The following is a 20595-nucleotide window of genomic DNA, read 5'->3' as shown; positions in this document are numbered from 1 at the left end:
CGTCGGTCGGTCAGCGGCGTCGGCTGGCCTGGCGTCGCGCGTGGTTGTGGTCGATCGCCCGTCGCACGAGCGCCTGCAGTGCCGGGACGTCGACGTCGTCCCCCTCGGAGTACTTGATCGCGCGACGCTGGTTGCCACCGAGTTCGTCGTTGAACAGGCCGTCCGGGTCCTCGAGGGCCGCGCCGTACATGAAGCCGAGCTTCACGGCCGTCCTGAAGACGTTGCCGACGACGAGGATGCCGTCGAGTTCCCACACCGGAGCGCCCCGCCACTTCCAGGTCTCCTCGATCGCCGGGTCGACGGCCAGGACCGCCGCACGTGCGTCGGCGAGGACCGCTCCGCGCCAGTCCGCGTGCGCCGCGATCATCGCATCGATGTGCTGTGCCGGCGTCGGCTCCACTGCCGGTGTCTCGTCGGTTGCTGCCATGCGCACACGCTAGTGGTCGGCACCCCTCCGACGCCCGCCCGGTCGTGGTGCCGGTGCAACGACGGACGGGAGGCCCGGTGCCAGCCGGCACCGGGCCTCCCGGTCGTGCAGAACGCGACTCAGCGGCGGGTGGTGCCGTCCTCGTCGAGCTCGATCTCCTCGTGCGAGACGTCCTCGGAGACCTGCTGCTGCTCGGTGACGGTCTCGGTGCCGAGGCGGACGCGCTCGACCGGGACGGTCTCCTTGTCGACCACGACGCGCTCCTCGCTGAGGGTCACCTCGTGCTCCTCGTCGGACAGGGCCGGGCCGTCGGTCGCCGCGCCGACGTTGCCGTCGGTGATCGGCTCGGTCTCGAGGCGGACCTCTTCGTGCTGCACCGGCACGGTGACGGACTGCTGTTCCGTGACGACGTGCTTGCGGAGGCGGGCACGGCCGGTCTGGACCTTCTGGGTGCCGACGTCCAGGCGCTCCTCGGACCGCGTCATCGCGTCGTCCGTGTTCGCCCCGGACGTGTCGTGGCCGGCGCTGCGGTCGACGTCGGTGACGTCACCGGTCGTGCCGGAGCCGGAGGCCGTGCCTGTGGTGAGGTCCGGGTCGGTGCCGGTCGTGCCGGTCGTCGACTCGGTGCCGAAGCCGGCCGAGGTGTCGGTGCCGGTGGTGGTGCTGCTGCTGCTGCTGCCCAGGCCGTAGTGGTCGAAGATGCGGTCCTGCTCGTCGTCGCTGAGGTCGCCGTCGGCGTCGATGCGCGGTGCGTCCTTGATGCGGTCCTTGTCGTACGCGACGCGGAGTTCGTCACCGGTCAGGTCGGCGCCCTCGAGGGGGACGAACGACTCCGAGGTGCCGAAGAGGCCGGTGGAGACGCTGGCGAACAGCGGGTGGCCGTCGGTGTTGTCGACGTAGACCTGCTTGACGGTGCCGACCTTCTGGCCGTCCGGGTCGATGACCTTGGCGTCGAAGACGCTGTTGATGTTGTTCGTGTCGATCATGGTCGTTCCCTTCGTCGTGCGGTGGTGGTGTGTCAGGTGGGTTCGTGGGGGCAGAGCGCCCGGGGCAGTGCCTCGGCTCAGCGGCCGAGACCGACGCGGTCGACCTTGCGGTGGTACCGCATGCCCGTGAGGCCGCCGAGGACCGCGCCGACCAGGCTGATGACGGCGACGACGATCACGGTGATGATCCCGGTCACGGTGAGCGTGCCCTCGTCGACCGGGATCCGCGGGAAGCTGTTGAGGTTCCCGAGGACGTTGAACTGGCTGCCCGCGACGGCGGTGACGATCGCCACGACGATCGCGATGACGACCGCCCAGATCCAGACGGCGACGCCCTGCTTGGCACCGGAGAACCGGGCCATGCGGCCGGCGACGTAGCCGCCGGCGTAGTAGGCGACTAACAGGATCACGGCGAGTGCGATGGCGCCGACGATGCCGACGACGTCGCCGTTCTGCGTCACGTCCTTCGCAGCGTCGTCGACGTCGCCGCCGTTCTGGCCGAGGCCGACGCCCGCGCCGACGGCGGTGAGGAGGGCCGTCAGGATGACCGCGGTGCCGGTGGCGGTGAGCCAGCCGAAGAACGCCGAGCCCCACTTGAAGCCGGCGAACTCCTCCTTCTCGCGTTCGAGGACGGTCTCACGCTGGGTCGCACCGCGCTCGGCGCGTCCGGCAGCACCCGCAGCGACGCCGTCGTTCCGTGCGTGGTCGCGTCCGTCGTTCCGGTCGTCACCGGGAGCGGCGACCGCGTGAGCGGCGTCGCCGTCGTGGTGCGTCTCGTCACGACCCGTGCCGTCGTGCGCGCCGGTGCCGCGGACGGGCCGGGTGTCGTCGTCGGGTGTGCTCATGGGTGCCTCCTGGCGGTGGTGCTCGTGCTGGTGGTCGATCCGCACGGAACGGAACTCGGGTGCGCCCGTGAGGGCTGGCAGATCCGGCACCTGGTGCGGTTCGCGGACAGTCGGGAACCGGTCGGTCAGGAGCCCGCGGACTCCTCGACCGTCACGTGCCGGACGCTCCGGGTGGCGGCCGCTGCCACGGTGGCGAGGACGATGAGCGCGGCGCACCCGAGCAGGGTCGGCACCGCTCCCACGGTGTGCGCGAGCGGTCCGACGAGCGCTTCGCCGACGGGCACCGCGACGACCGAACCGACCGCGTCGTACGAGTACACGCGGGCGAGGACGTCGCGCGGCACGTTCGTCTGCAGGGACTGGTCCCAGGCGATGGAGAACACCTCGATCGCGACGCCGGCGGCGGCGAATGCGACGACCAGCGCGACGACCGACGGGGTCAGCGCGAGGGCGAGCACGGGCACGGCGGCGACGACCATCAGTGCGACCCCGATGCCGAGTGCGTGCCGGGGTCGCCACCGGAGCGCGATGCCCGCGCCGATCGCGAGCCCCACGGAGAGCGCGGCGACGACGAGCCCCCACGCGGCCCGACCGAAGGACGCGTCCGCCACGACGGGCCCGAGGACGGCCGTCGCGCCGACGAACGCCGCGTTGAGCACCGCGAACTGCACCACGACGATCCACACCCACCGGCGGCTGGCGAACTCGCGCCACCCCTCCTGCAGGTCGGACACGACGGACCGCGACGTCCCGCTGTCCGCGTCGGCCGCTGCCGCGCCGGTCCGAGGCAGTCGCATCCGTGCGAACAGCAGGCCGGCGACGGCGAAGCCGGCCGCGTCGACCGCGAGTCCCCATCCCGGCCCGACGAGGGCGACCAGGCCGGCACCCGCCGAGGCGCCGAGGATGCTCCCGCCGTTGAGGCCGAGCCGGAGCATCGCGTTCGCGGGGCGGAGCATCGGCGCGGCCACGGTGTCCGGCACGAGTGCCGCCGCGGCGGGGAGGCTGACCGCCGCGACGGCTCCGTTCAGGACGCTGAGGACGACGAGGGTCGGGATGCTCGCCGACCCCGTGAGGACGAGCGCAGCCACCACGCCCTGCGTGACGGCGGCAGCGCCGGACGTCCCGACGAGGACGACGTCGCGGGGCAGGCGGTCCGCGACCACGCCGCCGAACAGCAGGACCGCGACGTTCGCCACCGACCGTGCGGCCACGACCATCCCGAGGTCGGCCGCCGACCCGGTCAGGTCGAGCACGGCGAACGCGAGCGCGATGGGCGCGACCGCGTTGCCGAGGATGCTCGTCGTGCGGGCCGCCAGGAGCCACCGGAAGGGTGCGTGCCGGAGCGGACCGAGACGGTCGACCGTGGTGCTCACCGTCGTGCTCACCGACGTCGCACCGGGAACAGCGCCGCCGTCATCGACACCGGCTGTGTCCCGGGTGTCCGCGGCGGACGTGCGGCGGCGTGCAGGAGGGCGGCGGTCTGCCCGACGTGGTGCACCGCGCGGCGCCACGTCTCCGGGTCCACCCAGAGTTCGGCGTCGGCGGACATGCCGGGGCCGTCGACCTGGTCGAGGGCTCGCCGCCGGAGCTCGTCCGCGACCAACCCGAGGTAGGCGACGCGCTCCTCCGCCGTGTCCGGGTCGAGCGGGTGCACGTCGTGGACGTCGAACGGCACCGACGACGCCTCGTGCCGGTAGCGCTTGGCGTCACCGCCCCGGAGCCGGACGACCTCGACGACCCGGACGAGTCCGGCACGCTCGAGCACGCGCAGGTGGTAGCTCGCGGTCGCCTGCGAGAGCCCGAGCTCCCGGCCGGCTTCGGCGGCGCTCATCGCGACGCCGGTCAGGAGCGAGAGCAGTCGCAGGCGGACGGGGTGAGCGGTGGCGCGGAGCTCGTCGATGGCGGACACGGCGTCATGGTGACACTCGCGACGCGGCACCGTCAAAAGGTTCTTTGGGGGTCGTGGTGGCGTTCCCGGCAACCGGTGGTCCGGCCGTGCGTAGGCTCGGCCCGTGACCACGGACACCACGGACGTCCTCGTCGTCGGCGGCGGACCGGTCGGCCTCTTCCTCGGCGCGCTCCTGGCGGCCAGGGGAACCGCCGTGCAGGTCTGGGAGCGCCGGACCACCGACCCGGTCGGCTCGCGGGCGATCGGGATCCACCCGCCGTCGCTCGACGCGTTCGCCGAGGTCGGGTTGGCCGACACGGTGCTCGCGGAGGCGGTCCTCGTGCGGACCGGGGTGGCCCGGAGTCGCGGTCGGGTCCTCGGCACGCTGTCGTTCGACGGCGCCTCCGACACGCACCCGTACGTGGCGACGCTCGACCAGCACCGGACCGAGGTGCTCCTCCGCGACCGGCTCGATGCCGGTGCACCCGGAGCACTCCGGACCGGCACCGCACTCGTCGGGCTCACCCGGCACCGCGACCACGTGGACGCGACCGGCACCGACCGCGACGGCCGACCGGTCGAGATCCGCGCGTCCTTCGTCGTCGGCGCGGACGGCGCCCGGAGCCTGGTCCGCGACCTGCTCGGCATCGGGACGACCGGCCGGGACTACCCGGACCGCTACGTGATGGGCGACTTCGCCGACCCGGAGGACACGGACGCCCGTTCGGCCGCCCTCGTCGACGTCGGGGCGGCGGGCGTGGTCGAGTCCTTCCCGCTCCCCGACGGCCGCCGACGGTACGTCGTGCTCCTCCCCCGGGACGACGCCCTGGCGGACCCGGCCGTCCCCGCGGCCGCAGCCGACGCGCCGGAGGCGGACCGGGCCTCCCGGCTGGCGGCGATCGTGCGGAACCGCACGGGTGTCGCACCGGACCCCGCCACCTGCTCGATGCTCAGCGCCTTCCGCGTGCGTCGCCGCACCGCGGACCGCGTCGGACTCGGCCGGGTGGTCCTGGTCGGCGACGCGGCCCACGAGATCAGCCCGATCGGTGGACAGGGCATGAACCTCGGGTGGCTGGACGCGGCGGACCTGGCACCGGTCCTCGCCGACGCGGTCCGCACCGGTGCGGCCGGACCGTGGCCGGCGTACGCGCGACGGCGGCAGGCCGCCGCACGACGGGCCGGACGGCAGGCGGAGGGGAACATGGCCCTCGGCCGTGCGGTCCCCGACGTGGTCGGCGTCGGCCGGGAGGCGCTGCTCCGGTCCGTCCTGGCGCTCCCGACCGCGGGTGCCCTGGCCCGGCTGTACGCGATGGCCTGGGCGTAGTCGACCTCCCGTCCGTCCGACCGGCCTGCGTGACGGGCCCGTCCGAGCGGGACGCCACCGAGTGGTCGGGACGCCGCGGGAGGTGGCGGCGTCTCGGAGCCATCGAGGCGTCCCGAGCAGACGCCGCCGTCAACCGATGACCGCGTGCGGGTAGGCCGCCGCGCGGCCCTGGAAGGCGAGGATCGCCTCGTTGCGGACCTGCCCGTGCTCGATCTCGATCGCCCGACGGATCGTGTCCGACTCCGCCCACGCCGACGGCCCCGACATCACCGTCCGGAGGAACGGCATCAGCGCCTCGCTGATCTCCCACGTCGACGAGTTCCAGAGCAGTGACGGGCTGTGGTCGACGGCGTAGTAGTTCGTCGACCCGCCGACGGTGACCATGGGCTCGGCGAACGACGTCGGCCGTGCCCAGCTGAAGCCCATCCCCTCGTCGATCGAGACGTCGACGACCAGGCTCCCCGGGCGGAAGGCCTCGAGGTCCTCGGTGCGGAGGTAGGTCAGGGGCGCGTTCGGGTCCTGGAGGGTGCAGTTCGCGACGATGTCGTTCCGCGCCAGGTACGGCGCGAGCGGGACCGAGCCGTCCCGGGTCCGGACCGTGCTGCCCGTCGGTGCGTCCTCGTCGTGCTCGATCTGCAGGATGTCGACGGACGGGATCGGCGACCCGACGGCGGCGATGTCGCGGTTCGTGAGGACGCGGACGTCGTGGATGCCGTGGGCGTTGAGGGCGGTGACGGCCCCACGGGCGGTGGCACCGAAACCGATGACGACGGCGGTGAGCCGACGCCCGTAGTCCCCGGTGGAGCCGCAGAGCTGCAGCGCGTGGATCACCGAGCAGTACCCGGCGAGCTCGTTGTTCTTGTGGAAGACGTGCAGGCCGAAGCCGCCGTCGGCCCGCCAGTGGTTCATCGCCTCCCAGGCGATCAGGGTCAGGCGCTTCTCGATCGCGAGCTGCGTCAGCGTCTGGTCCTGCACGCAGTGCGGCCACCCCCAGAGCACCTGGCCGTCCCGCAGGTCGGCGAGGTCCGGTGCCTGGGGCTTCGGCAGGAGCACGACGTCTGTGGTGGCGATGATCTCCGCACGCGTGGCCATCGCTCCGACGAGGGGTTCGAGCTGCTCGTCCGGGACGCCGAAGCGATCGCCGTACCCGCGCTCGAGGACCATCCTGGCGCGGAGGTCGGGGTCGATGCGTTCGACGTGTGCGGGGTGGATCGGCAGGCGACGTTCGTCGGCCTTCCGGGAGACAGCCAGCACCCCGAGCCGGAGCAGGTGGGGTGTCGGCGTGGTTTCGGTCATGGTGCACTGTACGGCCCGCACGGTCGAGGGCCCCGCGTACCCGGACGCGGGGGGCCGTTCACTCCGCCGCGGTGAGAGCAGCCAGCGCGCGCTCCAGGTGGCGCCGACCCGCGTCGTCCAACGGTGCGAAGAGCTCGTCGAGCACGTGGACCGCGATCGCGTGGCCGTCGTCGAGCGCTGCGCGGCCGGCGTCCGTCAGGGTGTGCACGAGACGGCGCCCGAGTCCCGCCGACCGTTCGATGAGGCCGCGTTCGACGAGCCGTGTCGCGAGCGTGCCGAACGCCTGGTCGCTCTGGAACGTGGCGACGGCGAGGTCGTGGCCGGAGGCTCCGGGCATCCGGTCGACCGCACGGAGCGCGTCCCACTGCACGAGGCTGACCCCGACGTCGCGGAGCGCAGCGTCCATCGTCCGGTGGTTCCGGTACTGCGCCCGCTTGAGCATCTGTCCGAGCAGTTCGAGGTCCGTCGCCATGGTGCTACGGTATCAACATCATTACATCAACATGTTGAGACAGGTGGACCATGACCAGCACCCTCCCCACTGACCTCCCCGTCGACCAGGACGGCGACCCCGCCGCGCGGATCGCCCTGGTCCTCCACGGCGGCGGTGGCCCGCAGACCGTCGCACCGATCGTCGGGCACCTCGCGGCGACCATGCACGCCGTCGCGCCGACCCACCCCGGCTGGGACGGCACCGCCCGGCCGGAGGCCATCGCCTCGGTCGCCGACCTCGCGCACGCGTACCTCGACCACCTCGTCGACCGCGACGAGCACGACGTCGTCCTGATCGGTTCGTCGATCGGCGGGTGGGTCGCCCTCGAGATGGCCGTCCAGGCGGCCGCCGATGACCGGTACCGCGGACGGATCGGTGCCGTCGTGGTGATCGACGGCGTCGGCGTCGTGGTGGACGGTGAGCCGATCGCCGACTTCTTCGCCCTCGACGCCCGCGGACTGGCCGAGGTGGCATGGCACGACCCCGAGCGCGGGTACCGGGACCCGGCCGGCTCCACCGACGAGCAGCGCGCGGTCCAGCAGGCGAACGGCCGCACCATGGCTGCCGTCGCCGGCACGAGCATGAGCGACCCGACGCTCCTCGGCCGTCTGGGGGCGGTGGACGTCCCGACCCTCGTCGTGTGGGGTGCCAGTGACCGCGTCGTCACGCCCGCGTACGGCAGGGCCGTCGCCGCAGCCGTTCCCGGTGCGCAGTTCGTCGAGGTCCCGGCGGCCGGGCACCTCCCGCACCTGGAGGCCCCGGACGCGACGTGGGCGGTCATCGACCCGTTCCTGCGCCGGTCCTGATCGGGCGCTCCGCACGCCCTGGCGTCGGTCTCGCCCTGGGGCTGGTGTGCGGGCGGCCGCGGCTCAGGCCACCAGGGCCGCTCCCGCGAAGCCGAGCTCGACGACGAGCACGAGCGACGACGCGATCACCAGGCGGAACAACGTGCGGGTCGGCGGCCCGGTCAGCACGAGTCGCACCCCGACCGCTGCCAGGACGACCACGACGACCGCACCCAGCACAGCCAGCACAGAGCCGACCCCGCGGACCGGGTCGTCGCCGCCGAGCTGGCCGACGAGCACCAGGACGGCCGCGACGACGAGCGAACCGAACGCGACGACCCCGGACGCGTGCAGGCCGAGCCGGTGCGGGAAGCCGCGCACCCCGGTCGCCTCGTCGTCGACGAGGTCGGGCAGGACGTTGGTGCAGTGGATCGCGACGCCGAAGACCGCACCGGTCGCGATCGCCCACGCGGCGGGCCACCTGACGTCGGGCCCCGCCGCGATCGCGACGACCGGGAGCAGCCCGAACGCGACGACGAACGGCGCGACCGACCAGACCGTGCGCTTCAGGCCGGCGTCGTACGCCCACCCGGCCGCGACGAGGACCACGTGTGCGACCGCGGCGACCGGCCCGAGGAACAGCGACAGCACGACGGCGATGCCCGCGGTGACGACGGCGGCGGCGCGGACCGTCCCCACGGCGATGAGCCCACGGGCCACCGGCTTGTCGCTCCGCCCCACGGCTCGGTCACGGTCGGCGTCGATCCAGTCGTTGGCGAGCCCGATCGAGAGCTGGCCGGCGACCACGGCGAGCGCCACGAGCACGACGGTCCCCACCGGGTGCCCCACCGCGGCGGCGAGGACGGTGGCGAGGACCGTCACCGTCACGGTCGGGCCGGGGTGCGAGGACGCTACGAGCAGGCGGACGGTCGAGGGCCTGCGCGGAGGGGTCACCGTGCCAGCGTACGGAGCGGACGTGCGCTCGGTCGCCACGAGCCATGCCACCGGGCAGTGCGACGGCCGGCGGTCCCCCTCGTGAGATCCGCATGCCGGACATCCTGGACGAGCACACGACCACCTCCGGCCTAGGGTCCGATGGGCGTCGACCACGGGGCGCACGCGGGAGGGATCACCATGACCACGACGAGCATCCCGGCCGGACGGCGGGGGTTCCTGCGCCGGATGACCTTCGCCTGCGCGTGGGGCGAGGGCCTCGACGGGTTCGACCTCGGCGTGATCAGCGTCGCCCTGCCCGCCATCACCGTGGCGCTCGGCCTGGACCCGGTGCTCGCAGGACTCATCGGTGCGAGTTCACTGATCGGCATCTTCATCGGAGCGCCGCTCGCCGGCTGGCTCACCGACCGGTTCGGCCGCAAGCGCGTCTTCACGATCGACGTGCTGGCGTTCATCGTCCTCGGTCTCGCGCAGGCGTTCGTCGCCGACGGCTGGCAGCTGTTCGTCGTCCGGGTACTGCTCGGGGTCGCGATCGGCGCGGAGTACGCGATCGGTGCCGCGATGCTCGCCGAGTTCGCCCCCGCGAAGGACCGCGGCCGACGACTGTCCGGGTTGCTCGTGTGTTGGTACGGCGGCTACCTGATCGCCGTCGTCACCGCCTACGTGATGATCGACGCGTTCGGCCTGAGCTGGCGGTGGGTGCTCGTGACGAGCGCGCTGCCGGCCGTCGTCACCGCCGTCGCCCGGATCGGGTTCCCGGAGTCGCCGCGGTGGCTGCTCGCCCGCGGCCGGGTGGACGAGGCGCGGACGATCGTCGCCGAGCACCTCGGCGGCGACGCGTACTTCCGCGACGAGCAGTACGCGGCGGAGCAGCAGAAGGCCGGCGGGTACCGCGTCCTGTTCTCGAAGGAGAACCGGCAGCGTCTCGCGTTCATCTCCCTCTTCTGGGCGTGCAACGTCGCGCCCTACTTCGCGATCTTCACGTTCGCCCCGACGGTGCTGAAGTCCCTGCAGCTGCACGACGAGGCCGCGGGCACGATCACGGTGAACGCGATGGCGGCGGTCGGCGCACTCGTCGGCATGCTCACGATCGAGCGGCTCGGGCGTCGCCGGCAGCTGATCCCGCCGTTCTGGATCATGGCCGTGGCGCTCGTCGTCGTCGGACTGTGGGGATCCGCGCCCGGCGTCGTCGTCGTGCTGTGTTTCGCGGTGTTCTCGTTCATGAACGCCGTGCAGGGCAACCTGACCGCGGTCTACCCGATCGAGGTGCTGCCGACCGAGGTCCGTTCCACCGGCGTCGGGTTCGCTGCCGCGTGCAGCCGCATCGGCGCGGCCGCGGGGACGTTCCTGCTCCCGGTCGGCATCTCGACGATCGGCATCGGTGCGTGCATGCTCATCGCCGCGGCCGTCTGCGTCGCCGGCGGGATCCTGTCGCAGGTCATGGCACCCGAGACGACGGGCAAGGGGCTGCACGACACCAGCACGCAGCCGCTCCGGCAGCAGACGCCGTCCGCCGCAGGGCGCTGACGCGCGGGCTCGTCACCGGCCGGCCGCCGCCGCCCCTTGCTCACCGGCCGGCGCCGGAACCGACCGACGCCGTGACCCGATCAGTCCCGACGCCAGAGCGATGCCGAGAAGCACGACGAGACCGCCCACCGGCTCGTTCCACCGCAGCGGCTCCCCGAGCACGAGGACGCCGAGTGCGACCCCGACGACCGGCGTCAGGTAGGTCACGGTGGAGGCGCGCCCGGCGCCCCAGGCCCCGACCAGCCGGGTGTTCCACGCGTACGCCAGCCCCGTGCCCACCGCGCCGAGCGCCACCATCGCGGCTCCGATCCTCCAGTCCAGCCGCACCGGACCGGTCGCGATGACGGGTGCGACCAGGAGCATGAGCACCGCGGCGAGCGTCAGCTGCACCGTCGCGACGGTGGTCGGGTCGATCCCGCCGCCGACGCCGAAGCGGCGGAGCCACGCGAGGCCGATGCCGTAGGACGCCGTCATGCCGAGGAGCGCGAGCTGTCCCGGCACGCTCGCCAGGACCTCCGGGTCGCCGAGCACGTCCCAGGGACCGACGAGCACGAGGACCCCGACGATGCCGAGCACGATCCCCCCGATCTGCCGCCGGTTCAACCGCTCGGTCGGCACCAGGACGGCCAGCGCGAGCAGCGTCATGATGGGCGTCGTCGCGTTGTAGATGCTGGCGAGCCCGGACGGCACGGTCTGCTCGGCCCACGCCATGAGGGACGACGGCACGGCGTTGAGGAACACCGCGACGACGAACAGGTGTCCCCACAGCCGCCGTTCACGCGGCCACCGACGGCGCGTGACGAGCAGCACGACGACGAGCGTCAGTGCGCCGAGCACCGTCCGGACCGTGGCGACCTGCTGGGGCGCCAAGCCCTCGAGCCCGATCTTCGCGAAGAAGAAGCTCGAGCCCCACGTGAGGGCGACGAGGACGTAGAGGAGGGCGTTCACGAGGCCTAGTCTCGGGAGTGTCCGGTCATGCGGCAAACGCATGACGCTCATGCCGTCATGAAGGAAGCGCATGACCGTATCGCTCCCCCAGCTCCGCGCGTTCGTCGCGACCGTCGACGCGGGCTCCTTCACCGCGGCCGCGCTCGCGCTCGGTGTCGGGCAGTCGGCCGTCTCGCACGCGGTCGCCGGACTCGAACGCGAGGTGGGCGGCCCGGTCGTGCTCCGCGGCGCCGCCACCGCGCCGACGCCGCTCGGCGACCGCTTGCTCGCCCACGCCCGGAGCGTGCTCGCCTCGGTCGACGCCCTGGAGGCCGTGGTGCGGCCCGCCCCGGCACGCGGCACCGTGCGCCTCGCCGCCGTCCCGACGGTGTGCCAGGGGCTGCTCCCCCGGCTCCGCGCGGTCTGGGCGGTCACGCTGCCGGACGTCGACGTGCAGGTGTACGAGGGCGACGACGACGAGATGCCGGAGTGGCTCGAAGCGGGCACGGTCGACGCCGCGGTGCTCGTCGACCCGACCGCGGTACCGGACGGCGGGGTCGTCGTCGCACAGGACGAGATGGCCGCCGTCGTCCGCCGGGACCACCCGCTGGCCGAGCTCCCGGCGCTGACCCTCGACGACCTGCACGAGGACGGCCTGGTCGCGGGCGGCGGTGGCTGCGAGCACCAGATCCAGCTCATGCACGAGCGGGCCGGACAGCCGTTCCGCTACGCCCACCGCGTGCGGGAGATGAGCACGATGTTCGGCATGATCCAGCGCGGCGAGGGCGTCTCGATCGTGCCGACGCTCGGCCGCGTGATGCTGCCGCCGGACCTCGTCATGCTGCCGATGTCGCCCGGGTACCAGCGGACGCTGGTGCTGAGCGGGCCGTCCTCGCGGCCGTGGCACCCCCTCGCCCGGGCCCTGGTCGACGCCGTCTGAACCCGGAGCCGTCCCCGGTCGGCAGGATGGGGTGATGGCCTCGACGCACACGAAGACCTTCACGGACCCGGACGAGGCCGCCGCCGAGGCGGCCGGCCTCGAGTGGCTCGCCGAGGCCGAGGAGACCGGTGGCACCCGGATCGCCCGCGTCCTGGGGCGTCCACACCCGACCCTGCTCGAACTGGAGCTCATCGCCGACGGGACCCCGACCCGTGCGCAGGCGGCGCGCTTCGGTCGCTCGCTGGCCCACACGCACGCCGCCGGTGCCGCGCACTGGGGTGCCCCGTCGCCCGGGTTCCCGGCGAACGGTCCGCTGCGGATGGGCCGCTCGCGCACACCGTTCGTCCCCGCGTCCGAGGCGCCGACGTCCTGGGGCGCGTTCTTCGCCGAGTACCGGATCCGGGACTTCGTCGAGCGGATCGTCGACGCCGGCGGGTACGACGGTGCCGAGGCCGCCGTGTTCGAGCGGGTCTGCGACCGCCTGGAGGACGGCTCGCTCGGGTCCCCGCAGCCGGCGCTCGTCGGGGACGGTCCGGCCCGACTGCACGGCGACCTCTGGGCCGGGAACGTGCTCTGGCCGCGAGAGGCGGACGCACCGACCGGCGCCGTGCTCATCGACGCGACCCCGCACGGCGGTCACGCGGAGACGGACCTGGCGCTGCTGGCACTGTTCGGCCTCCCGGAGCTCGGGACCGTGTTGGCCGCGTACGACGACGAGTCGCCGCTCGCGCCCGGGTGGCAGGACCGCGTGGCGCTGCACCAGCTCGCCCCGCTCCTGCTCCACGTGTTCCTGTTCGGTGGCTCGTACACCGACGCCGCACTGCGCGCCGCCCGCCGCTACGCCTGACGGCCCGGACCGCATCCAGGCCGGACGGGTGGCCATCCCCCTGCCAGGCTGGGGAGATGACCTCCGTCCCCGAACCCTGGATGCAGCGACTCCGCGACGGCGCCTTCCCGCCCGTACGGAAGACCGTCGTCGCCGTCGCGGTCCTCGGCGTGCTCGGGCTCGCCGGCATCGCGCTCGAGCTCTCCAGCGGGGTCGGTGTCGGGTCCGGCGACGGCCGCAGCAGTCGGGGCTGGCTGCTGCCCTGGTTCCTCCTCTTCGCCGCGGTCGCGCTCGCGGTCGGCACCGCCCGGTACCGCCGTCGCGACCGTGCCGCGCTGGCCCGTGCCCGGGCGTGGCAGGTGCGGCCGCGCCTGTTCCTGCCGGCACACGTGAACCTCCGCGGTGACCTCGCCGCGTTCGGCATCGCTCCCCGCCGTCGGGCGCGACCGGCGCTCTGGACCGTCGACGAGGTCGGGCTGCACGCGTGGACACCCGACCAGGCCGAGCCCGTCGTCGAGATCCCGTGGGTTGACCTCCGCGACGTCGAACCCGACGAGCGCAGGACCATCACCGGGCAGAGCGGTTGGTCGCTCGCCCTCGTCACGGGGGCAGGACGCCTCGGGGTGATCGCGCGCCCCGCGCTGGGATCGCCGCTCGGCGCCAGCGCTCGGAAGCAGGACGAGCTCATGCGGGCCGTCCGGTCCCTGCGGCAGGAGCTCCAGCACGCACCGGAGCCCCGCGGCTCGTCCCTCCCCTGACCCTCCCCGGAGAACGCGACTTCGGCGTTGACTTTGCGTTTACAGCGCTGTAAAACTGGGCTGGCGCGATGGAGCGCGAAAGGGAGTGACCATGGTCATGGGCAGCACAACGGCACGGACGGCACTCAGTCGGCGCGGGTTCCTCGCCGGCACGGTCGGCGGGCTCGGCACGCTGGCGCTCGCCGGGTGCTCGGCCCCCTCGGCAGGCAGCACCGCGGCGGGTGGCAGCACCCTGCGCTTCTACGAGCAGAAGCAGGAGGTCATCGCCTACTTCGACGACCTGCTCCGCCGCTTCGAGCGGGAGAACCCCGGCATGCGCGTCGTGCACGACAGCACCGGCGCCATCGCCCCGCAGTTCGTCCGCGGTGAGCCCGCGGACGTCGGCTGCTTCAACGACAACCTCGAACTCGCGCGCTACATCGAACGTGGTGTGCTCCGTGACCTGAGCGACCTGCCGTCCGCGGGCCGGGTGCGGAAGAGCATCGACGGCCTGACGAACCAGTACGCGAAGTACGAGGACCGCACCAGCGTGCTGCCGTTCTCGCTCGCGGCGGCCGGCGTCATCTACAACAAGCGCATCTTCGCCGAGCAGGGCCTGCCGGTCCCGACCACGTGGGACGAGTTCGTGGACGTCTGCACCGCGCTCCGGAAGGCCGACATCACCCCGGTGTACGCGACCGACCGGGACACCTGGACACTCTGGCAGGGCCTGTTCGACTACTCGGTCGGGAGCCTGGTGGACACCGGCTCGTTCTTCCGGAAGATGAAGGCCCTCGGGACCGACGTCGGGCCGGACGCCGAGGTGTCGTTCGAGAAGGACTTCGCCCTGCCCATGGAGCGCGCGAAGACCATCTCGTCGTTCTTCAACCCCGACCACGCCACCCGGTCCTACGCGGACGGCAACCTCGCCTTCGGGCAGGGCAAGGCGGCGATGTACCTGCAGGGACCGTGGGCGCTCGGGCAGATCGCCCTGGTGGACGACCGACTGCCGGTCGGCACGTTCGCCCTGCCCGTCTCGAACGACCCGGGCGACCGCAGAGCCCGGGTCAACATCGACCTCGGGTTGTGGATCCCCACCACGACCCCGCACCTCGAGCAGGCGCAGGAGCTCGTCGAGTTCCTCATGCAGCCCGACGTGATCAACGCCTACAACCGCGACAACCTGGCGTTCTCGACCACCGAGGACGCTCCCCCGCAGACCGACGAGCGACTCGAGGGGCTGCAGCAGTACGTCGACGACGGCGCGTTCTACCAGGGTGCCGGCACCTTCATCCCCACCTCCATCCCGCTCGGCAACTACCTGCAGACCGCCATCCGCAGCGGCGACTTCGACTCGATGCTGCGGCGGCTCGACACCGACTGGCGACGACTCGCCGGCCGCTCGGCGACGGTCTGACCGGCGCGACCAGGAACAGCCGGACCGGACCCCAGGAGCGATCATGACCATGCAGACCCCCCTGACCCCCGAGACCGAGGACCCCCGTCCCGGCCCCGCCACCGCAGCGACCCGCGTCCACCGCCGCGTCGGCTCTCTGCACCGCACCGAGGGCATGTACTACCTGTTCCTCGTGCCCGCCCTCGTGCTGTTCACGGCGTTCGTCGTCGCGCCGGCATGCGTCGGCATCTTCTACAGCTTCACGGACTACCTCGGGTTCGGGCAGTGGCACTTCCTCGGCATCGAGAACTACCGCGCACTCGTGTCCGACCCGGCGATCCTCGGGTCGTACGGGTTCACGCTCGGCTTCGCGGTGGTGACCGTCATCGTCACGCAGACGATCGCGCTGTCGCTCGCCATCGCCCTGTCCAAGCGGGTCCGTTTCGCCGCGGGTCTGCGGTCGGTGTTCGTCATCCCGATGGTCGTGTCCGGCATCATCGTCGCCTACGTCTTCAACTACCTGTTCTCGAACACGTTGCCGGCCCTGGCCACGTCGGTCGGGTTCGGCCCGCTCGAGCAGAGCATCCTCGGCGACCCGAACCTGGCGTGGCTCGCCATCGTCATCGTCTCGGCGTGGCAGACCATCCCGGGCGCGCTCCTCATCTACACCGCCGGACTCACCTCGATCCCGGCCGACGTGTACGAGGCCAGCTCCCTCGACGGCGCCGGGACGTGGAAGCAGCTCCGGTCGATCACCCTGCCGCTCATCGGTGGCTTCATCGTCATCAACACCGTGCTCGGCGTGAAGGGCTACCTCGGCGCCTACGACGTCATCGTCGGCCTGACGAACGGCGGGCCCGGCTCCGCGACGAGCAGTGTCGCGATGACGATCTTCACCGGCTTCACCAGCGGTGACTACGCCTACCAGATGGCCAACGCGACCGTCTTCTTCATCATCACCGTCCTCATCTCGGTCCTGCAGCTCGCAGTGACGCGCGGAAGGAACCTCCGACTCGCATGAGCGCCATCGACACCCGGTCCCCGGCCACCGCAGCCGCCCGCACCGCCCCCGACCAGCCGCGCCGCCGCCGCCTCGAGCGCGTCAACTGGCCGCTGACGATCATCCTGGCGCTCGCGTCCCTGACCGTCCTCGTCCCGCTGTACGTCACGGTCGCCATGGCGTTCAAGACGAGCGCGCAGGCGGTCGACGGCAACGCGCTGTCCCTGCCGACCCCGTTCAACCCGGCGAGCTTCGCCGAGGCGTGGGCGCTCACCCGCTTCCCGGTCTCGTTCTCGGTGTCGCTCGGCGTCGCCGCACTCACCGTCGTCGCGACGCTCCTGCTCAGCTCGTTCGCCTCGTACGCCATCGTCCGGAACTGGCACCGCCGCTTCTTCCGCTGGTCGTTCGTGTACCTGCTCGCGGCGATGTTCCTGCCGTTCCCGGTCGTGGCGCTCCCCCAGATCAAGCTCACCGCGATGATCTCGCTCGACAACCCCATCGGCGTCGCGATCCTGCACGCCATGTTCCAACTGTCGTTCAGCGTGCTGCTCTACTCGGCGTTCCTGCGCTCCATCCCGGTCGAACTCGAGGAGAGCGCCCGCATCGACGGCGCCTCCACGTGGCAGATCTTCTGGCGCATCATCCTGCCGCTGCTCGGACCGATGAACGCGACCGTCGGCATCTTCGCCTTCCTCGCCTCGTGGAACGACTTCATGATGCCGTCGCTCATCACCGCGGACCCGGGGCTGCAGACGCTGCCCGTGGTGCAGAACATCTTCCAGAGCCAGTTCGGCACGAACTACAACGTCGCGTTCGCCTCGTACCTCATGGCGATGGCGCCGACCGTCATCGTCTACCTGTTCGCGCAGCGCTGGGTGATCAGCGGCGTGACGCAGGGCGCCGTCAAGAGCTGAACCGAGCCTCCAGACCGACACCGGCCGGAACGGCCGAGACAGGACCACCAGCGTGACCACACCCCCTCCCGGCCCCCTGCCCACCATCCGCCCCTTCCCCGGATCCGACCCCGTCGCCTCCGCCGAGGCCGTCGTGCACGGCGACCACTGGCGGGTCACGGTCCTGCAGGACGGCCTGTTCCGGGTCGAGTGGAGCGAGGACGGCGGCTTCGAGGACCGCGCCTCGACGTTCGCCGTGCGCCGGCGGCTCGAGGTGCCCGAGTACACGGTGCTGCGCCGCGGCGCGGGCGTCGAGGTGACGACCGACCGTGCGACCCTGCGGTACGACGGGCGGCCGTTCTCGTCGGCCGGCCTGGTCGTCGAGACCTCCGGACCCGACGCCAACCGCTGGCGCTACGGCCAGGAGGCCCGTGACCTGGGTGGCACCGGACGCACCCTCGACGACGTGGACGGGCGGATGCCGCTCGAGTCCGGCGTCCTGGCGCGCGACGGCATCGTCATGCTGGACGACAGCGAGTCGTTCCTGTTCGAGGACGACGGCTGGGTCGGCAGCCGGGTCCCCGGCCGGCGGGACGTCAGCGTCTTCGCGTACGGGCGCGACTACGCCGCGGCGCTCCGGGCGTTCCACGCGGTGTCCGGGCCGCCGACCCTGATGCCCCGGTGGGCGCTCGGCAACTGGTGGAGCCGCTACCACCCGTACTCGGACGAGTCGTACCTGGCCCTCCTCGACCGGTTCGACGAGGAGCGCCTGCCGCTCTCCGTCGCCGTGATCGACATGGACTGGCACCGGGTGGAGTCCGTCCCGTCCCGGTTCGGCAACGGCTGGACCGGCTACTCGTGGGAGCCCTCGCTCTTCCCCGACCCGCCAGCGTTCCTGGCCGAGCTGCACCGGCGCGGGATGCGCACGACGCTCAACCTGCACCCCGCGGACGGCGTTCGGGCGTTCGAGGACGCCTACCCCGCGATGGCCGCGGCGATGGGGGTCGACCCGGACACCGAGCAGGCGATCCCGTTCGACCCCACCGACCCGGACTTCCTCCGCGCGTACCTCGAGGTGCTGCACCGTCCCCTCGAGGAGCAGGGCGTCGACTTCTGGTGGATCGACTGGCAGCAGGGCCGGACGTCCTCCGTCCCGGGGGTCGACCCGCTCTGGGTGCTCAACCACTTCCACCTGCTCGACTCGGCCCGTGACGGCGGCGGCGGCATGACGTTCTCCCGCTACGCCGGACCGGGCAGCCACCGCTACGCCGTCGGGTTCTCCGGGGACGCCGTCGTCTCGTGGGCGTCCCTGGCGTTCCAGCCGGAGTTCACCGCCACCGCCGCGAACATCGGCTACCCGTGGTGGAGTCACGACATCGGCGGGCACACCCGCGGGGTCCGGGACGACGAACTCGCGACACGGTGGGTGCAGTTCGGCGTGTTCTCGCCGATCATGCGCCTGCACTCGGCGAACAACCCCTTCATCCGCAAGGAGCCGTGGGTCTTCCCCGCCGAACCGCGGGCGGCGATGGGCGACGCCCTGCGCTTCCGGCACCGCCTCGTGCCGTACCTGCACACCATGAACCACCTCGCCGCGGACGGCACCCCGCTCGTCCGGCCGATGTACCACCTCGAGCCGCACCGGGACGAGGCGTACCGCGTCCCGAACGAGTACGCCTTCGGCACCGAGCTGGTCGTCGCGCCGATCGTCGAACCGCGTGACCCGGTGACCCTGCGTGGGCACGCCCGCGCCTGGTTGCCGGCCGGGACCTGGACGGACGTGTTCACGGGCACCACCTACGCCGGGGACCGCTTCGTCGACCTGCACCGGACGCTCGACACGATCCCCGTGCTGCTGCGGGCCGGCGGGATCCTGCCGCTCGCCGCACCGGAGGAGGTCGACGCGACGGTGAACCCGGCCGCGCTCGAGGTGCTCGTCGCGCCCGGGGCCTCCGGCAGCTTCACGCTCGTCGAGGACCGCGAGGACACGTCCGGGCAGGAGGACACCGGCGGATCCGCGGGACCCTCCGGCGCCGACGGCACCGGTGCCTGCCGGACGACGCTCACCTGGGACCGGGACACCGCCTCGTTCCGCGTCGACGCGGCGGTCGGGGACGTCGACGTCGTCCCGGTCCGTCGACGGTGGCGCGTCACGTTCCTCGGGTCGCCCGCCGCCGGGCAGGAGGCCGCGGTCGTCCGGCCCGACCGGTTCTCGGTCGACCTCGACGTCCCCACCGACGAGGGCGCGTTCCTCACGTTGGCCGGTCCCCCGTCGGTCGGCGTCGACGCACGGGACGCCGCGCGGGAGCTGCTCGAGCGCGCCCAGGCCGGGAACCCCGAGAAGCTCACCGCGTGGGAGATCGTGGACCGCGACGTGCCGCGGGCCGACCGGATCGTCGAGCTCGAGACGGTCGGGCTGCCGGACTCCCTGCGGAGCGCCCTGGTCGAGCTGCTGGGGAGCGTGCAGCCGGACGGGCGCTGACGACGGGCTCGCCGCGGTCCGTCAGGCCGCCACCATCCGCGCGAGCAGGTCGCGGAGCAGCGGGTCCGTGCCCGCGAACCGGCCCTGCGCCGCCGCCTGGTACATGCCGAGCAGGAAGCGCACCATGCGCTCGTCCTGTCCGCCGGCGACCGCGCGGGCGACCCACTCGTCCTCGTCCACGACCTCGAAGCGCACCGGCGTACCGGACACCGCTGCGGCGGTGCGCGCCAGGTCCTCGAACGTCGGTGCCTCGCTCGCCGTGAGCGTCACCGGGCCGTCGAGGGGTTCCGCCGCGAGGAGGATCTGCGCGGCGGCCTCGGCGGCGTCCTCGCGGGCGGTCCAGGACACCGGCCCGTCGGCCGGTACCGACACGACACCCGTGGCCTGCCACGGTCCGGTCATCCACTGGATGCTGTGCGCGTAGAAGCCGTTCCGCAGCGAGGTCCACGGCAGCCCGGACGCGGCGAGCATGTCCTCGGTCGCGGCGTGGTGCCGGGCCGGCAGGAACGGCGAGCCGGCACCGGCTCCCTGGTGGCTCGTGTAGAGGACCCGTCCGACCCCGGCTGCCACCGCGGCGTCGACCGCGTTGCGGTGCTGGCCGATCGTGTCGCCGGCAGGGTCGTTCGACGAGACGAGCAGGAGCTGGTCGGCACCGGCGAAGGCGGACCGCAGTCCGTCGGGGTCGTCGTAGTCGCCCTGCCGGACGGTGACGCCCTGCTCGGCGAACCGTGCGGCTCGGGCCGGGTCACGGGTGACGACGGTGACCTCCGATGCGGGCAGCCACTCGAGCAGGTGGTCGGTCGTCGCGCCGTTCAGGGCGCCGGTCGCTCCGGTGACGGTGATCATCGATGCCTCCTTCGTGCTAACGG

General features: G+C 72.7%; 20 protein-coding genes. 10 read left to right on the top strand and 10 right to left on the bottom strand.

All coding sequences use genetic code 11. The annotated features are described in order from the left end of the window. Positions 1-10 precede the first annotated feature (10 nt). The 5 genes from DEJ16_RS14405 to DEJ16_RS14385 form a co-directional block, all read right to left on the bottom strand. Complete coding sequence (locus DEJ16_RS14405; protein WP_110825949.1) at positions 11-427, bottom strand: DUF1801 domain-containing protein; 417 nt, start codon at positions 425-427, stop codon at positions 11-13. A 119-nt stretch (positions 428-546) separates the two neighbouring features. Continuing rightward, positions 547-1413: a DUF2382 domain-containing protein gene (locus DEJ16_RS14400; protein WP_110825948.1), complete on the bottom strand. Its 867-nt coding sequence runs from the start codon at positions 1411-1413 to the stop codon at positions 547-549. 77 nt (positions 1414-1490) lie between these two features. Further along, entirely contained in the window at positions 1491-2258 is a 768-nt protein-coding gene (locus DEJ16_RS14395) for a hypothetical protein (RefSeq protein WP_181419617.1), read from the bottom strand. 125 nt (positions 2259-2383) lie between these two features. Continuing rightward, entirely contained in the window at positions 2384-3631 is a 1248-nt protein-coding gene (locus DEJ16_RS14390; protein WP_258366003.1) for an MFS transporter, read from the bottom strand. An 8-nt stretch (positions 3632-3639) separates the two neighbouring features. Further along, positions 3640-4167 carry a helix-turn-helix domain-containing protein gene (locus DEJ16_RS14385; RefSeq protein ID WP_110825946.1) on the bottom strand — a complete coding sequence of 176 codons (528 nt, stop codon included), beginning with the start codon at positions 4165-4167 and terminating at the stop codon, positions 3640-3642. 103 nt (positions 4168-4270) lie between these two features. Between DEJ16_RS14385 and DEJ16_RS14380 the strand changes: the two genes are divergently transcribed. Continuing rightward, the gene (locus DEJ16_RS14380) at positions 4271-5470 is read left to right on the top strand and encodes an NAD(P)/FAD-dependent oxidoreductase (RefSeq protein WP_110825945.1); all 1200 of its coding nucleotides are present in this window, start codon (positions 4271-4273) and stop codon (positions 5468-5470) included. 129 nt (positions 5471-5599) lie between these two features. Here DEJ16_RS14380 and DEJ16_RS14375 read toward each other — a convergent pair whose 3' ends face one another. Next, a complete protein-coding gene (locus DEJ16_RS14375) occupies positions 5600-6766 on the bottom strand; it encodes a N(5)-(carboxyethyl)ornithine synthase (protein WP_110825944.1) in 1167 nt (388 codons plus the stop codon). A 58-nt stretch (positions 6767-6824) separates the two neighbouring features. Then, positions 6825-7238, bottom strand: coding sequence for a MarR family winged helix-turn-helix transcriptional regulator (locus tag DEJ16_RS14370; protein WP_110825943.1), 414 nt, complete (start codon positions 7236-7238; stop codon positions 6825-6827). A 50-nt stretch (positions 7239-7288) separates the two neighbouring features. Here DEJ16_RS14370 and DEJ16_RS14365 point away from each other — a divergent pair, with 50 nt between their 5' ends. Continuing rightward, the gene (locus DEJ16_RS14365; RefSeq protein WP_110825942.1) at positions 7289-8065 is read left to right on the top strand and encodes an alpha/beta fold hydrolase; all 777 of its coding nucleotides are present in this window, start codon (positions 7289-7291) and stop codon (positions 8063-8065) included. Positions 8066-8128: 63 nt separating this feature from the next. Here DEJ16_RS14365 and DEJ16_RS14360 read toward each other — a convergent pair whose 3' ends face one another. Beyond that, on the bottom strand, positions 8129-8998 hold the full coding sequence (locus DEJ16_RS14360; RefSeq protein ID WP_110826046.1) for a UbiA family prenyltransferase: 870 nt from the start codon (positions 8996-8998) through the stop codon (positions 8129-8131). A gap of 180 nt (positions 8999-9178) precedes the next feature. Here DEJ16_RS14360 and DEJ16_RS14355 point away from each other — a divergent pair, with 180 nt between their 5' ends. Continuing rightward, entirely contained in the window at positions 9179-10525 is a 1347-nt protein-coding gene (locus DEJ16_RS14355; protein WP_110826045.1) for an MFS transporter, read from the top strand. 12 nt (positions 10526-10537) lie between these two features. On the opposite strand, the gene DEJ16_RS14350 is transcribed toward DEJ16_RS14355, so the two are convergent. Then, a complete protein-coding gene (locus DEJ16_RS14350; RefSeq protein ID WP_110825941.1) occupies positions 10538-11473 on the bottom strand; it encodes a DMT family transporter in 936 nt (311 codons plus the stop codon). 70 nt (positions 11474-11543) lie between these two features. Between DEJ16_RS14350 and DEJ16_RS14345 the strand changes: the two genes are divergently transcribed. From DEJ16_RS14345 to DEJ16_RS14315, 7 genes are all read left to right on the top strand, one after another. Next, positions 11544-12392 carry a LysR family transcriptional regulator gene (locus tag DEJ16_RS14345; protein WP_110825940.1) on the top strand — a complete coding sequence of 283 codons (849 nt, stop codon included), beginning with the start codon at positions 11544-11546 and terminating at the stop codon, positions 12390-12392. Between the two features lie 34 nt (positions 12393-12426). Continuing rightward, positions 12427-13239, top strand: coding sequence for a fructosamine kinase family protein (locus tag DEJ16_RS14340; RefSeq protein WP_110825939.1), 813 nt, complete (start codon positions 12427-12429; stop codon positions 13237-13239). A 56-nt stretch (positions 13240-13295) separates the two neighbouring features. Continuing rightward, the gene (locus DEJ16_RS14335; protein ID WP_110825938.1) at positions 13296-13976 is read left to right on the top strand and encodes a hypothetical protein; all 681 of its coding nucleotides are present in this window, start codon (positions 13296-13298) and stop codon (positions 13974-13976) included. A 91-nt stretch (positions 13977-14067) separates the two neighbouring features. Next, positions 14068-15372 carry an ABC transporter substrate-binding protein gene (locus DEJ16_RS14330; protein WP_258366002.1) on the top strand — a complete coding sequence of 435 codons (1305 nt, stop codon included), beginning with the start codon at positions 14068-14070 and terminating at the stop codon, positions 15370-15372. Positions 15373-15415: 43 nt separating this feature from the next. After that, positions 15416-16372: a carbohydrate ABC transporter permease gene (locus DEJ16_RS14325; RefSeq protein ID WP_110825937.1), complete on the top strand. Its 957-nt coding sequence runs from the start codon at positions 15416-15418 to the stop codon at positions 16370-16372. Further along, the gene (locus tag DEJ16_RS14320) at positions 16369-17265 is read left to right on the top strand and encodes a carbohydrate ABC transporter permease (protein WP_110825936.1); all 897 of its coding nucleotides are present in this window, start codon (positions 16369-16371) and stop codon (positions 17263-17265) included. The genes DEJ16_RS14325 and DEJ16_RS14320 overlap by 4 nt, the downstream gene beginning before the upstream one ends. 52 nt (positions 17266-17317) lie before the next feature. Beyond that, a complete protein-coding gene (locus DEJ16_RS14315; protein ID WP_258366001.1) occupies positions 17318-19726 on the top strand; it encodes a glycoside hydrolase family 31 protein in 2409 nt (802 codons plus the stop codon). Between the two features lie 21 nt (positions 19727-19747). Here DEJ16_RS14315 and DEJ16_RS14310 read toward each other — a convergent pair whose 3' ends face one another. After that, positions 19748-20572, bottom strand: coding sequence for an NmrA family NAD(P)-binding protein (locus DEJ16_RS14310; RefSeq protein ID WP_110825935.1), 825 nt, complete (start codon positions 20570-20572; stop codon positions 19748-19750). Positions 20573-20595: the final 23 nt, after the last annotated feature.

Source organism: Curtobacterium sp. MCJR17_055, from assembly GCF_003224335.1.
Taxonomy (GTDB): Bacteria; Actinomycetota; Actinomycetes; order Actinomycetales; family Microbacteriaceae; genus Curtobacterium.
Note: the sequence above shows the minus strand (reverse complement) of the source record. Positions and strands in the feature narration are given on the sequence as shown.